Origin of the sequence: Paenibacillus amylolyticus, from assembly GCF_001570725.1 — a bacterium.
Taxonomy (GTDB): Bacteria; Bacillota; Bacilli; order Paenibacillales; family Paenibacillaceae; genus Paenibacillus; species Paenibacillus amylolyticus_A.
In genome coordinates, this window is record NZ_BCNV01000001.1 from 2,474,578 (window position 1) to 2,490,209 (window position 15,632).

Consider the following 15,632-nt stretch of genomic DNA (forward strand, 5'->3'; position numbering starts at 1 on the left):
TTATTATATAAGAAAGAAGCCATATTGGACATATGGCCTCTGTTACTCAGAATTTAGCGTATGATGTTATGAATGAATAATCACATATGGAATGCTTTCCAGAACGAACCTTCTGTATCAATGATATCCTTGATCTGGGTGAAAGGAATCGTAAACGTTGGAAATCCTGCTGCATAAGGAGCGATATCATAGGGATTGAAGTAGAGATGCAGCGCATCCGCTGTAACAAAAAACGGTTGATCCGCACTAATCCCCTTATACGTGTCCGGAAACACATACGAGTACTGAGGATCATTTTTGATCTGATCCCCCACAATCTGGCTTAGCACTTTTACATAGTCACTATTCGGCTTAAATAGATCCTTCAACTCATACAACTGACCATTCGTCAGATTAATGATTGCATAGATCATCGTAGGCATACCATGCGCTGCACCAGCCGGGTAATTATAACCGGTGAGTTGGAGTTGAAGCAATTGCTGCTGGTAGAATGTAATATCAAAATCGCCTGTATACGTGTAATCCAGCTGCTGATCGGCAGGGATCGGTTTAACCTGAGAAAGGCCCTTTAACTTTACATTTACTGCAAGTTGTGCCGCTTGATCCGTCATCCCCTCTACCTGTGGGTAATATACGAGATAGTCCGGATTGGGCTTATACTTCTCTTCGCGTACACGGTACGGTGGGTGAAGCGGAACGATTGTATTTTGTCGCCAGATGATCTGTCCGGCCCGGTTTACATAAGATAAACGCTGATCTACATAAGCCTTAATCAGATCGGGTGCAACGACCTCCAGCGTACCCGATCCTTCAACACGTGGATATCCCGGTGCCGGTCTTCCACTCAGATCAAGCAGATAGGTCTGTCTTCTGTCCGATGCGGAAGCCAGGCCGTTTTTGTAATTGCCCACATCGCGATACAAGAACTCCGTAAGCCTTCTACCGTTGGTATCTGCAATCGCGTATACAGAGCCAATATAAGGCTGCTCCGAATTAATTGCTTGCCCCAGCGCATAACGATGCTCGCCTAGTTCGCGGATGTCATTATAAGCGGGTTGAATGATAAATGATCCTTGCGTATTAATGACACCATAGTTCGATTTGTAATCCTCTGCTGTATTAACAATTGCTTGCCCGTCGCTAAAAGGAAATGCTGATGAAAATTTGGGCTGAATGCGAATATTGCCCCGTTCGTCGATGTACCCATATTTGCCCGAGGCCTCTTTTTGAAAAGCAAGCAATCCGTCTCCTAATGGCCCTACATAAGCAAATGGATATGTCGCGAGCCGATGTCCATTGCGATTGATGAGCGCATATTCATTGTCCTTGATCTGCACAACCGCTTTGCCATCTTGAAAATCGTTCGCTGACACGAACTGTGCCGAAATCACCTCATTGCCTGAGGCATCCAGATAACCATACAGACTCACCGATCCATCTGTCTGACCAGGATTAGAATCGTAAAACAGCGCTCGGCCGTCCTTCATATTCGAGATATACGAGTATGGACGTTTGGTCAGGACCGTGCCTTGTTCATTAATCATCTTAAATCCTTGAGAATCAATCACCATCGCGCGTTCTTCGGAAAAGGAATTGATGGAATCGTATACAGGTTGAACGACATACTGCCCCTGAAGATTTATCACGCCGGCACGACCATCCTTCACAACCACAGCCAATCCATTGGGCTGAAACGCTTGCGCGTCATCCAGAACCGGCTCTAACCGAACATGACCCTGTGCATCCATATACCCCCACCGAGTCCCACTCGTGGTTCGAACGGAGATCGGATATAACCATGTCGCTACCCGGGCATGAATTATAGGGACCATCGCCTGTTTAATTTTCTTTTCCAGCTCGAGCAGCGCCTCTCTGGAAGGGTACGCTTCCGGGAAGCTGAGTGCTTTTTGAACGGAAGCGAGTGCTGCCGGATACTGGCCTGCGTGGAACTGAGCATCCGCAAGGTAATACCAGTAGAAGATATAATCAGGATATTGCTGGGTTAGTTGCTCGTAATATTGCACCACTTTTGGATAATAGGTTGCATATACGTCCGGTGCAGGAACCCATTTCCCATTCTGCCATCGGATAATCTCCACACGGTAGGCTTCCCCGGTGTCATGGATCCAGAGTGAAATCTCCACTTTTCCATCACGGCCATGCTGACCAGGCATATCTATAATCTCTGCAAAGCTATAATATAGATCGTCCGGGGCCAGATCTTTGAGCCCTGATTCGGTCCACTCATACACAGCGAGCTTAGACCAGATCGCACCGATCCGCCAACCGATGATCAAATTGTTCCTTGCTGTTGAGGTTACAGGGGCTGCAGTCATTAAAGTTACCCCATATCCCAATCCCTTGATTAGTGCCATCTTGATCCAATGTCCTTGAACAAATTTCAGAATGAGCAAATACAGCTCACCATTCAACTGATAGACTGCAGCAATCTCCGGCATGCCGTCACCGGTAAGATCAGCCGCGTAGATCGCTGGATGTTGGACAGGTTTATCAATAGTGACGACCGTTGCACCAGCCGGAATATGTTGATTCACAATTTGCGTTAACAGCGGTTCGCTCATGGACATCTCAGTTTCCTCCCTTATGACCGCATTCGCCTAATGGTATGCGTCATAAATCGGGATATGACATGTAATTCATTTTATATAAGTTGAACTAAAGAATATTCACACTTACCACTCCGATGACAGAACAACCTTCCGATCGCTGTTATCCCCAGATTTTTTGATTCACTTTTCATATTATCTATCTTGCAAATTTACTTTCTCTCCATTGATTAGCAGGGAGCTCACATCATTCACCGGAATGGTTGTAGGGGATATCCACTTGATGAGATCCTGGTCCAGCTGGAGGAAACCTGATGCGCCAGACAACTTTGTACCATCCTTCAGGTGAACTTCAATACTCAAGTCCTCCACCTGAATCTTGCTCAGTGCCTCACCTGTAAGCGTGACGCCAACCGAGGAAAGAGTTACATTGGCCTGTAAGCCTCCATTTGCATCAAGCTGAATGTTTCCCGTTTTACTCAAAGTATTTTGACTCAAGTTAAAGGTCGTTTTCCAATTCCCTTGTACAACTTCACTAATGCTCGTAAAGCTGCCTTGGAGTCTAAGCTTATCTAATTGGTCAACAGTGGACAGATCATACACATACTCAACGTAATCCCCACCAAACCTAACCTGACCTTTCATATAATGTCCATAACTAATGGAATATTCAGGTATATCAAGCTTTTGACCTTGCTCATCCGTGAAATAGAAGTATCCATGATTATACTCTCCAATCTCATTATCCGGATTAATCTGAATGTGTAACTTGCCATCCACAAAACCCATATTGGAAATATGCATCCAATCAATACCCTCAACAGGGATATTCGTTACATCCTGATGCAATACCGGAATTGGATCGGTTTCCATTTGAATATCGGTTTTACCTCCCAAGCCACTTATACGATCTTGATCCAGAATATCATAGCTACTGAATTTCTTTTCTTGTAGCAACTGCTCCCAGTCCACTTGTACGTTGTAACCATCTTGTCGAGATGTACCCGACATCAGCGTATTGATCTGAACGGTAATTCGATTTTTGCTGACTTTTCCTTGAATGAGGAATCGGACAATAGCCGTTTTATTAGCATCATCATAATGAATAATCTGAGCGTTGTTTGCATTACCACCGGTTACCCTGTAATCATATACATCCAGTGTATCGTCAATGCGATGACCAGTCAGATCCGATAATGAAACATAGATTTCCGTTGTATCTCCGTCCCTGACAGCACCTATAACCTCCATTCGAATCCCTTGATCTTCACTCACCTGGTGAACAGGCTGAAGAATGCCAATCCGATCTGCACCTATAAAATGAAGAACAGTAGACAGATCAATGATCCCAACTGATGCAGCTGCCCCTGTCACCAGACATAACGATAACGCAGCGGTTACAGGAATATAGATGGCTTTGCGATACCTTCTTTTCTTATTCACGGACTTCTTGGTCTGTGTAGATGGATATAATACAGGTGGATATAATGATGAATCTGATCTCCTAATGGTCGGTGGTTCATTCATCGCCAATTTATCATAGAACAACTTCTTAATGTTAAAGAGGTTCTGCTCAGTGAATTCTTTTTCGGATTCTCCCATATGATCGCCTCCTTTATTTCCTGTTCATCCACCATGTCCTCAATCGTTGTCTGGAACGATAAAGCTTATTATGGACTTGCCTAACGTGCAGAGACAATGCCTCCGATATCTCATGGGGTCTCTGTCCTTCGTAAAACCGACGTTTCATAATCTCTCGTTCCGGTTCTGGAAAAGATTCAATCATGTGATTAAGCTCCGTATACGTCTCTTTACTGATCATCTGGACCAACAAATCCTCCGTTTGCACCGAATGAATCTCCTCTTCATATGTAAGCTCAGATCTTCGATTGAGTTTCCGGTAGCGATCAATCGCTTTATGTTTTGTGATCGTTGCAAGGTAGTTTTTCAGGCTACTTCGCCCGGATTGAAATGCATCCGGATTCTGCCAAAAAGCAAAAAATGTATCTGCTACGCATTCTTCAATCTCTTCTGCCGATGCATGATATAGGATGGAATGAGCTATCTTCCATAGCAAACCTGCGTAGTGGTTCATCACCCATTCCATGGCCTCAGGATCACGATCCGCTACTGCCTTCCGTATTTGTTCTTCTTCCACGATTACATGCCCCTCCTTCCATGCTCATATAATCACGAATGCTCGTGTTGATCCGTGCTTCCTTCCTATATTCGTTTGGCAAATGACTTTTACTTACTCCACGATAAAAAAAGATTTGCAGTGGCCTTGTAGCCTTCTGCAAATCTTCTTATCTTCTATAATTCATCTTATTTTCTACATCATATCGCTTCATGTGCCCTCGCTTGGAATACTAACCAGTATCACGCCTCTTCTTGCACACTGAGCTGTACATATTGGGTGAGACGACAATACTGAGATAACAGCAGCTCTTCATCACCTTGTCCAAGAGCCACGCTACGCCCTTCCTGAATGACGTGATTAAGCAATTCATGAAGGAAACTCTTCTGCAAGCGTAAGGATTCCACTGCGAGCTGCTCAAGCACCTCAATATCTCGGATCGTAAACTGGGATAATCCGCGCAGCAGCAACTCTTCTGACCAGCCGCTAATTTTCTGCATGAACTGATTATGCTCTTCCAAGTCTTCCCATCCTTCCATTGCCAATATCAAGTTTCAGACTGAGTACCGTTTGACCCTTCAAGAAACTGATCGGGCTCATCCGTTTTGATTCCACACGAACAAAGGCATAGAAATGTTCAAGCGATTGAGAACCATATCCTGACTCCAGTCTTTGGATCATCGTTTGCCAATCAGTTGAATACGGGAGAGTAAGTGCCAATCGTTCTCCTTCGGCACTTTCAACCGTCAGGACAAGATCCTGCGTTTGTTTGACAAAGTTATGGTCCACGATTCGAGCAACTTTGATCACAGCCAATCGTTCTTTGGGAGCAGCAAACAAATCAAACGATCGCGATTCCTCTTGAAGTACAGACGTTACATCTTGCATGATTTTGCCCATATTCAACGCTTCCACACCCGTTCGAGGCAAAATCGCAAGCTTGGCACCTTCCCCGGAAGAGATCCGGCGCTCTTCATTCACTTTAACGGAATGGAATTGAACTTCTTCACCCACGAACTGGCGAAAGGTCAGATTAGGCAACCATGGTGTGAATGCACCATAATGCTCTGTATACGAGAACTGCTGATCATCATAATATACAGCACGTACATCACTATAGGTGTAGATTTCCTCATCATCGAAACAATAAAGGTAATAGGTGATTCCACGGAAACCGGATCGTGTCTCCCACGCATCAGCTCCCAGTCCATACAGGTGAAGTGAAGGAACTGTATAGTATTTACTTCGAAAACTGCCAATGAGCTGACTCTGCTGAATGACAGATACCTTTTCTTCTTCAAGAACCTGGAGTGCAAGATACAGCTTGCTTACCCGATCCAACATGGATTGCATGGAGAAACGTATATGTCTGTTGAAAAACAACTGTAGTTCCCCTTGTATCCCTCGTAAACTGCGCTCTATGTCAGGCAGGTTGCCACTATGAGCTGCGATTGCCAAGGTCTCCAGTTGTGCCATATAAGACTGAGGAAGACGGGCCAGTCCCGTCTTCAACAATCCTGCCAGCATAATACGACATTCCTGCACCGTCTGCATAGAGAACTTGGCTTCGTGCACTCGTCCGCTTAATGCATCCGTATCATCCAGGCCTCTTAGTACCCGATATCGTAGCAAAGCTTCCAGCTTGGCCATCTTCCCAGCAGTCTGCGGCACTTTACAAAGTGCTTTTGCAAGGCTCGCTTCCTCCGTAAAAGATACCTCGATATTCTGTCTTGTCAGATGCACCGTAAGAAGCGAATCTTCAATGATCTTAATTTCTTCTGGGTATCTCAGACGGAAAACAACTTCCTCAATCATAGAAGAACTATATGACTTAATTAACACGGTAAGGTCAGACTCCGTCATCCAGCGGAAGCGAGACTCGATCTCACGTGATACCGTATGCGGAATTTCGCTTGGAGCGTCCACATTTGATACTAAGTTTGTTACTGATTCTGTTACCGATACGTTTTTTGGTGCGTCCGACGAAGCATTATTCGATATCGCTGAGTCCTTATCCAGTGCATGCTTCTCGTCTGCATTCATCGAATCCTCTGACGAATGTTCCCGTTGATCATATAGAATTGCGATCAGCACATGCTTGCAGATATGTTCTGCAGGGCAGGAGCACTCCCAATGGTCCAGCGTATTTTCAAGCGTACAGTGTGTCCCGTCACTGAGCTGACAACTCACAGATGATGCATTCCATGTGTACGTTACACTTACACCATTGTCCAACTCTTTCAAAGACCTTTTGTACAACCCCTTGTTGGCGTACCGGATCAAATAATCCTCCGTACACAGCTTCGAAAAACTTCGGAATTTCTCCTTGAATCCACTCACGTCATCAACGCCCCGCTGCTCTCAGAATATCGTAGATCGTTTCACTGAACACGCGACCTGGAACGTTGCCCAGAGCAATGGATTTATTGTCACCATAATAATAATGTTGCTTGCTACTCGGTTTGAAGAAATGTAGGGATTCCAGTGTAATGTCATCCAATCCCTCGTAATACGTGATGCTCGTACCGCTGAATTGCAATTCTGCAACAAGATCTCCGTACTCTTTATAAAATTCATGGTACCAGCCGCCGTCCTGTGCCGGTCCTTTGATCCAGCCGTATTTCTCCAGTGCTTTAGGGAATGCCGTTGGCGAGAAATCAGACTCGGGCAGATGATCGTATTCATTCTTCGTTTTATCCTCATCTTCTGGCTGGTGAATTTCACGATTCAATTGCTCGAATGGCTGCTTGATCTCGTAATCCTCCAACTGCGTTGTCCAACCTTCAAGGGTAGCCTGATCCAATTCCAGCGGGTGTATAAGTCCCACCTGCGCACCTGAAGGCAGATCAACCTCATCCTCATCCACGGAATTGAATGTGCCATCCTCCATATAACGGAACGTGCTGATCAGAGCGCCATCTTCATAAGTTCCCCAGATCAGACCAACAGCAAATTTCTGCATAATTACATTTTGTACAAACAGTGCTTTCCACTCATCGGCAGACCATAGACGTTGTTTGGACAATGACTCTTCCAGACGCTGTGCCTGAATGCTAACCATGGATTTGAGATCTTTTTTCAGTTGCGTGAAACGCGCCTTGGATTGTGCCGCCAGTTCAGCATCGTCTTTCTGTGCAGGAGCAGGCAGGCTCTTCACGGATTTGCCCGTTTCTTCATTCAAGACAACGACTTGCAAGTCTCCATTCACCTTAATCAGGAATGAGCGCTCTCCGTAACTAAGCTGCATGGTTCCTTTTTCATCAAAACCAAGTGTGGTGACCAGCCGATCCTCCAATTGTTCCGAGGTAAGTCCCATATTATCGGCTGCAAGCTGCAACGCTTCTTCTGCTGCACCTTTCACCTGACGGTTCTTCACGCCACGTTTGATCTTGTCGATCGCCATAAGAGCAGATGGATCTTTCAAGTAAGCGAGCACTTTCACAGCATCTGCTGCAATCGCGCCGCGGCTATTTTCTGTCCATTCCTTAATTTGCGGAGCCAGGATATTTACAATCTGAATATCGCCAAAGAGTGCTGATACATACATCACCCATTTCTCTTTTGCAGGAGCACCTTCCTGAATCCAGACCTGGAGCAGCTCACTTGCAAAACGAGCGAGCGATGCCTCACTTACGTAATCTCGTAATTCATTCAACCGTTCATTAGGACCGGATGTATGATCCAATGATTGGACCAAAGCATACTGCTTAATCCGATTATCTAAAGGCTGATTGTCTTCAATACGTATCAGTGAAGGGAGATCTTTTAGGGACAACCAGCTCAGTCTCGACAATTTTTTGGCATCTGCCTGATCAGCGAGTGCAGCATGGGCATACTCTGGACTTAAATCTGCGGTATCCAGCAGAATTTGGATCAAGCTCTTCCACTCATCGGACTTCTCTTTCTTCAAAAGTTCACCGTACAGCTCCTTGCTGTTTTCCAGACTGCGGATCGCGGTCAAAGCCATCTCTTTAATCGACACTTTTTTCTCGGAGAGATATACGAGTGTATACAAGTCCTGATCAGGTATCCGGTTGAATTCGGCTAAGGCCACACCGTTGGCCTTTTTGGACGAATCCTGCAATCCGGCACGAATCGCTTCAGCCAGTTGTTTCTTCGTTAGCTCATCACGCTGTTCAAAGGTAATTTCCAGAATCAAAATACGCGTATCCGTTGGCAGTTTCTTGTACTGTGTCAGCGCATAGTCCAGATTCTGCTGAATGATTCGGCGGTATTCGTCATGTGGCATGGATCTGTATCTATAGTCGGTCATGCCATTGAGTGAGAGCAGACTGGTTAGCAATTTCTCATATTGCACCTCATGATCTTGCCCATAACGTTGAAGCAGTTTCTCTCCACTAAAAGCGTATGAATTGTACATGTCTGAGACAATATCCAGCGTCCAATCGGGATGGGTGATCAGGATTGCGAATCTGCGCATTGCCTCCGACTCCAAGGGCAGGAAACTGATGCTTATCAGATTGTAAATACGCTTCTTATCCCGATTCAGGTTATTAAACAGACCACGACTATTCGAGTCCTCCCAGTATTCCTCAAGGGTGTTTTCCCCACTTAAGTATCTAGCAATCGCAAGTCCTTGACGCCCCCCATCCAAAGGATGCCGAAGAGCGTTAAATACCGCTTGCTCCAGTGCCCCTTCCGCATTGGGCAAGGTCAATCCCTGATCATCCATGAATTTCTGAATGCAAAGTTTGAGGAATGGCGGTTTGATAATCTCATATGCTCGAATCGCTTGTTCAGGATGATTCGCGATCGCAGATTGTAGCATGTTCCAGGATATCGTGTACGAATTAAGCTCGTCCCGCATCATTTCAACCAACTGGTAAGGCTCATCCAGAGGCACAAGTCCAGCAAGCAGATCATTGGGACTCTTCGCTCTAGGGTCCATACTCAGCAAGTAACGGCGAACTTCGAGTGGGTAAATCTCGTGTAATTGATGTATTGTGTGAAGCAAAACATGTCCAATCTCACTGTTCGTATCAAGGAACCGTTGTTTACCTCCACTAATGTTAATCAGGTACAGCAAGGCACTGCTCACTAGTACCATCGTTTGATGGAACACCGTGTGTGAACATTGCTCTTTTGCAGAGAAAGATGTTTTGGGATAAAGCTCGGCTATGAGCTGACTACGCTTCTCCTTGAGGAATTCATCCTTCAATTCCTGGGAGGATCCGTTATGCTTCCCTTGAATATTACCGACCACTACAGGTTCAATCAACGTATGTAGCTCTTCCCGCAACTTATCTGGATCATTAGCCATCACATGTTGAAACAACACGGGTAACGATTGAACAGAAGATTGAACCTCTGCAAGATGAGAGGCCGTGTCACTGAGTTTTGAATATAGTTGTAGCAGCATTAACGCATTGATTACATCTCGATAATCCCCCTGGGTGTCAGCCTTTTTGGAATCAAAAAGCCACTGGGCACGCTTTAATTTGCTCTTTAATTCAGCCGAAATTTCGTTCTCGCCCGCAAACTGTTTGATCTTCTCCAACCGGCCCAACAACCCACCCATGCGATCAGCGCTTTTGCTCTTCCCGCTCAATCCGTAGGCTTCTGAATCATTTCCCATACAGACAGTAAAAGCATCCGTTCTCCATGAACTTCTTTTGGAATAATTGGATTCCAGATATATCACAATAGCCCCGGCCCGGTAAAAGATATCTCCATCGTCTTTTTTGGCGAGCTTCATAAGCAGATCAATTGTTTGATACACATAATGACTCGAATTTCCCATCATATCCGGGAATTTGTCTGTCGTTCCCAATACATAATCAATAATTTCGGAGCTTCGGTCTGTTTTTAATGAATACTCGTTGGAACAGGTCACTGCGAATTTCTCCACCAAAGTTTCTACTGCGCGGTCTGCGGTAAGCATTACACATTCCTCCTCAAATTTAAGTGATGATCTCGCCAATCCAATCTGCCAACTCGTTTGGGGTAATTGCTGCTACATGAGCGCCCATATTCGTTAACGTCTGTGCTGCATGTTTGTTATAGACCGAATCCCCGTTAAAATCGAGTGCGGTGAGAACCAGTAGCTTGCATCCTGCATCGATGATATCTTTACAGGCTTTGTACATCTGCGCAATCGGGTAACCTTCCTCCAGATCACTGACCAGAATAAAGATGGTTTTGCCCGGATTATCGATTAGCGTCTCGCCATAACGCAACGCTTTGGTAATATGTGTTCCCCCGCCGAGCTGTACATTCATGAGCACATCTACGGGGTCTTCCAGCCTGTCGCTCAGATCAACAACCTGCGTATCAAATATGAATAATTTCGTGCGAAGCGCATTCAAGCGATAGAAGATGCTCGCCATTACCGAACTGTAGATGACTGAATCCAGCATACTGCCACTTTCGTCCACACCAATGATGATGTTCCACTTGTTATGGGGCTGTATACTCCCATCGAAATACAGACGATCAATTACAAACCTGCGCTTGTTTTTATCGTAATTCTTCAGGTTCTTGGTGATGGTTCGCTTGAAATTCAGATTGCGCAAGGATCGTACTGAACTGGAGGTATAGCGACTGCGTTTGCCCATGATACTGGCTCGGGTCTGAGATTCCAGCTTGCTGCGCAGCTCCTCAACTACGGTTCGCACGATCTCTTTGGCGCTCTTTAACACCTCACCCTTCATCCGTCCTTTGAATTGCATAATGTTCTTAAGCAGATTCATGTTGGGTTCAAGGGATTCAAGCAACTTTTTGTCCGTTAATAATTCTGTCAGTCCATAGCGGTCAAGCGCCTGTTTCTCCAATATTTCTACTGTTGGTTTGGGAAATAGGTCCCTGACTTTGTGCAACCATTTCGGTACAGTCAGGTTAGATGCACCGCGTCCTCCCTCTTTTCGGTAACCTTGTTCTTCACCGTACTCACGGTTATACAGATAACCCAGAATCTCATCCATTTCCGTATATTGAAATTCACCCGAAGTGTATTGATCTGTATTACACAACCCTTCTTCGGCGGATTCACCGAGAATCAGACGCCATCGATTCAAGGTTTCAGTAGAATGATGATTTCCTCGGTTGCTTCCATCCGGATTGGAAGTTTTGTCCGTTTCTCCGGTTTCTTCCGTTATCCGATTCGCTTCATTCATATTAGCTTCCATGCGGCAAACTCCTTTCGAAGCGCTTCATCCCATGCTTTGGATTGAATCAGCATCTGTTCATCGACCGCAGGCCTTAACATCTCTTCCGGTTCAACCTGATGCAGACTCGCCACCCGCTCAGCAATTAAGCCTGTTTCCATTGGTGTAAAATAGGTGAATGCCAACCGCAATTCCGGTACCATACTGATGAAGTCGTCGTATGGTAGCTTTTCTATCAAATAATTCAACTCGGACAACAGCTGATCTTCATATAAAAAAGCGTCACGTGCTACAGAGAATACTCCCTGTAAAAAAAGTGCCGTTTGACGGGTCTGATCCGGTGTACCATGGATATACCCACGTGCACGATCAACAATCTCTTCCCTGGGCCTGTCGCCGAGCCCTGAGGAAATAGCAACACACACACCCTCCAGCTGAGCCGGAAGCTGATGATCAGACAGAAGCTCATTCAGGTGAATTCGGAATGTCTCATCCTGAAAATGCTCCTCCGATGACTCCGCGAGCATGGCTAGTAGTTTCAATCCCTGAATAATGGCTTCATGTTCATCCGGGTTGGCTCTGGAGAGCTGTAACAGCTTGTCTACGGCATTCCTGTAAGCCTCGGATACCAGCTCAGGGAGTTGTTGCTCGTCAGATAGTCCCAGTAGCCTGCGGTGCTGATGAATTCGGTTCAAGACATGCAGACTGTTACATATGGAAAGGAAATTCCCGTCGGTTCTCAGTGCTGAGCGCACCTGTTCATAGAGTTTTATCGCTGTATCCTGAAGCCCCATGAGCAGCGCTTGAAGCATTAGTCGGGCAAGTTCACCGCTATGATGATCCGGTATTTCTTGCATTTGTTCTTCCATTTTGCGTGTAGCCGCCCCGGCAAGCGTTCCGCCATAGAGAGAGTTCTCTATCAATCTGGCTTCAATGCGGGATGAGTACATATAAACCCAGGTTTCGCGTACAAGATTCATGTCACGTTCTGCGATCCAGTCCGGCCCGGATTGCCGTTTAGCGAATTCCGGAACCAGATACGTGATACACTGAATCAATTGACTTATCTGACGGTGCTCCGGTTTCGCATACAAATCCAGTACTTTCTTGTGCTGTCCTGTTGTACGGATCTGCAGTTTGTACCCTGTACAACGTGCCTTGAAGTCCTCCACGATAGGAATACTGAATGAATTGGGAGCCACGCTTCCAATGACGTCTCCTGTCAATAACTGCTGCAGCTCTTGCAGAGGTTTATCGGTAGCCAAGGTAAGCTCCCCCTTCACAAAGGAAGAGAGTGCTGCATCCATCAACTCATAGACGCCGCCTTCCCTTTTCCCCCGAAGCCCGGCAAGACCCTGAATCATGCTGTACGCCTCAATCGCATCACTCGTTGATACATGCTCGTGACCATCCCGTAATTTGCGCATCAGCCGGGATAATAAGTCCAGAGCCGTTAGATTATACGGTGTACTCTTTTTGCGAAGCAGCTGGTTCCAGATCTGATCGTAATAATTCACATAAGGCATGCCGCTCGCATATCCATTGAGCCGATCCGCTTCAGCAAAGGTATATACCATTGGGTACATTTGTTGGTGAACCGTATCTGGATCAACCGCACTTTGTTGAGACCTACCTGGTTTACCTCGTCCATCCAAACGTTGGTCTGCAAGCTGTTTATCCATTTCTGGATGTTCCATTTCGGATTCATGTTTCTCTGACATCAACAGTCCATACGTATGAAATCCACCCGTAATGACAAGCACACGGTCATGCTCCTCTACTGCTTGTTTAATACGTTGTCTCATATGTGCTTCTCTTGCCAGATCACCTGAAGACTGTAATCGTTCCGTGGAATAACACATTCGGGACAGAGTGCAATAGGTGAATACATCCTGTACAAACTCCCAAGTGGATTTCTCCAGACCACCAATCTCAAATACCTTTTCCCACAATTCATCAAAACTGCGACAGTTTGTTTTTTGGCACAACCGGTTAATGAAATCAGACCCCGCAAGCAAGGTTTCGTCCTGGATGGAGACTTCCTTCTGTTCTGACTGACCGGACTTGGATGCACGAGTGGAGAAGTGACGATAGTCCAGGTCAATAAACTTAGCCGGTATGTCCAGGCGTGCTGCTTCTTTCAAAGCGACATATTCAGGCGAATAACGAAGCATCGGATAATAGCAGGCTTCTCTCTCCAGTTCACTCTCATAGGTATAGTACAGACTGACAGGCGGTATGGTTGCCTCATCACTCAGCACCGAAATTAATGGATTACCGCTCTCTGGTCCTTCGATCAGAATGATATCCGGCTTGTACTCCCCGATTAATCGTAACAAGTGATATGAACATACAGGGCTATGGTGTCGTATTGGATAATAGACCGCAGGATTACTCAGGTTATATACCTGGGACTCGAACAAGGATTGTAACTGATCAACATCGGGGTCCAGTACTGCTGTTAACCGATCCATTTTCTCTCCTCATAATAGTCCTTCCACATTCCCTCTTCTCTGGAACGCTCTTTTACGACCTTGGAGAAGTAGGTTTTGAGAATGGACAGATCCTTGTCGCTTTCCTTCGCAATGGTCCCCAGCATGTTCTGCACCAACCGATCCAACGCAATAGCCTTATCTTCGTAATAATAGGAAGTCATCGCACTCTGGACATAGACAGACACCGCTTCCGCCGTGCTCATGGCTGCTTGAGGTGTGTCGAGCTTGTATCCTTCCCGTGTCATGCCGGTGCGCAGTTCCATAAATGTTGTAGCCAGCAATTCAACCACATCCGGGTTAATTTCAATATCAATTCCACTATGTAATAACAGGCTTCGTGCCTGGGATTCAATAATTTTGGCTTCCATCTTCACGTTATGAATGGGCTTGATCGTTTCGAAATTGAACCGACGCTTCAAGGCACCGCTCATTTCGTTAACACCTTTATCCCGAATATTGGCTGTAGCAATGACATTAAATCCCGGCTGGGCAAACAGTACACCGCCATCCAGTTCAGGAATGCTCATGACCTTGTCACTAAGAATACTGATCAGACTATCCTGCGCTTCAGCGGGACAACGTGTAATCTCTTCAAAACGGGTTAAAATGCCTTTCTTCATTCCGTTATATAGCGGCGATGGCACAAGGGCAGCTTCCGAAGGGCCTTTATCGAGCAGCATGGCGTAATTCCATGAATACTTGATCATATCTTCCGTCGTGCCTGCTGTACCCTGAATCGTGTTCAGACTGGTTCCAGAGATCGCCGCGGTCAGCAGTTCGCTAAGCATGGTCTTGGCTGTTCCGGGTTCTCCCACAAGCATTAACCCTCGATTGCCTGCCAGAGTGACCACGGCACGTTCTATTAACACGTCATTGCCATAGAATTTACGGGTAATCGAGATCTCTTCTCCATTTAATAACGCAGGCTTATCTCTGCCAATAATAAAATCGCGCACATAGGCAGGAGATAACAGCCAGTTTGGAGGACGTTTCCCCTGATCTTCCTCTCGCAATGCACGTAATTCAACCTCGTATAATATCTCGGCGGGTGGTTTAAGCATCTCCATCGTCAAGGTGTCTCCTCTCACACAAACAGATCGTATGTTCTTATTCCTATCATTTTATCACAGCAGTCCAGCAACTACCCGGTAAAACGATAAAAATGGTTGAAACGTCCTTCTTATCAGCACTTTCTCTAAGTCCTTGGACATAGTGTATAGCACAAATATGAAGGTGAAATATCTTACAGTCGTGTCAACACACTGGTTTCGGCCGTGAATCAGTATGCTTATCACAAATGCATTCGTAC

At 45.8% G+C, this 15,632-nt stretch carries 9 protein-coding genes; all 9 read right to left on the reverse strand.

Features of this window, described 5'->3' with window-relative positions; all coding sequences use genetic code 11:
- Nucleotides 1-80: 80 nt before the first annotated feature.
- A complete protein-coding gene (locus PAHA3_RS10815; RefSeq protein WP_062834740.1) occupies nt 81-2,588 on the reverse strand; it encodes a WG repeat-containing protein in 2,508 nt (835 codons plus the stop codon).
- A gap of 174 nt (nt 2,589-2,762) precedes the next feature.
- Complete coding sequence (locus PAHA3_RS10820) at nt 2,763-4,169, reverse strand: DUF4179 domain-containing protein (RefSeq protein ID WP_062834741.1); 1,407 nt, start codon at nt 4,167-4,169, stop codon at nt 2,763-2,765.
- Between the two features lie 13 nt (nt 4,170-4,182).
- Nucleotides 4,183-4,725, reverse strand: a complete 543-nt coding sequence (locus PAHA3_RS10825; RefSeq protein ID WP_062834742.1) for a sigma-70 family RNA polymerase sigma factor — start codon at nt 4,723-4,725, stop codon at nt 4,183-4,185.
- A 221-nt stretch (nt 4,726-4,946) separates the two neighbouring features.
- A complete protein-coding gene (locus tag PAHA3_RS10830) occupies nt 4,947-5,225 on the reverse strand; it encodes a hypothetical protein (protein WP_062834743.1) in 279 nt (92 codons plus the stop codon).
- Nucleotides 5,212-7,044 carry a hypothetical protein gene (locus PAHA3_RS10835; protein WP_062834744.1) on the reverse strand — a complete coding sequence of 611 codons (1,833 nt, stop codon included), beginning with the start codon at nt 7,042-7,044 and terminating at the stop codon, nt 5,212-5,214. Before PAHA3_RS10835 ends, PAHA3_RS10830 begins: the two co-directional genes overlap by 14 nt.
- Before the next feature lie 4 nt (nt 7,045-7,048).
- Nucleotides 7,049-10,606, reverse strand: coding sequence for a DUF4132 domain-containing protein (locus PAHA3_RS10840; RefSeq protein ID WP_062834745.1), 3,558 nt, complete (start codon nt 10,604-10,606; stop codon nt 7,049-7,051).
- Between the two features lie 19 nt (nt 10,607-10,625).
- Nucleotides 10,626-11,849, reverse strand: coding sequence for a VWA domain-containing protein (locus PAHA3_RS10845; RefSeq protein ID WP_235599421.1), 1,224 nt, complete (start codon nt 11,847-11,849; stop codon nt 10,626-10,628).
- The gene (locus tag PAHA3_RS10850) at nt 11,834-14,302 is read right to left on the reverse strand and encodes a DUF5682 family protein (RefSeq protein WP_062834746.1); all 2,469 of its coding nucleotides are present in this window, start codon (nt 14,300-14,302) and stop codon (nt 11,834-11,836) included. The genes PAHA3_RS10845 and PAHA3_RS10850 overlap by 16 nt, the downstream gene beginning before the upstream one ends.
- Nucleotides 14,290-15,390, reverse strand: a complete 1,101-nt coding sequence (locus PAHA3_RS10855; protein WP_062834747.1) for an ATP-binding protein — start codon at nt 15,388-15,390, stop codon at nt 14,290-14,292. The genes PAHA3_RS10850 and PAHA3_RS10855 overlap by 13 nt, the downstream gene beginning before the upstream one ends.
- Between the last annotated feature and the right edge of the window lie 242 nt (nt 15,391-15,632).

Coding starts and splice junctions, on each gene's coding strand:
- PAHA3_RS10815 (WP_062834740.1), bottom strand. CDS start 2,588: ATGTCCATGAGCGAACCGCTGTTAACGCAAATTGTGAATCAACATATT.
- PAHA3_RS10820 (WP_062834741.1), bottom strand. CDS start 4,169: ATGGGAGAATCCGAAAAAGAATTCACTGAGCAGAACCTCTTTAACATT.
- PAHA3_RS10840 (WP_062834745.1), bottom strand. CDS start 10,606: ATGCTTACCGCAGACCGCGCAGTAGAAACTTTGGTGGAGAAATTCGCA.
- PAHA3_RS10845 (WP_235599421.1), bottom strand. CDS start 11,849: ATGGAAGCTAATATGAATGAAGCGAATCGGATAACGGAAGAAACCGGA.
- PAHA3_RS10850 (WP_062834746.1), bottom strand. CDS start 14,302: ATGGATCGGTTAACAGCAGTACTGGACCCCGATGTTGATCAGTTACAA.
- PAHA3_RS10855 (WP_062834747.1), bottom strand. CDS start 15,390: ATGGAGATGCTTAAACCACCCGCCGAGATATTATACGAGGTTGAATTA.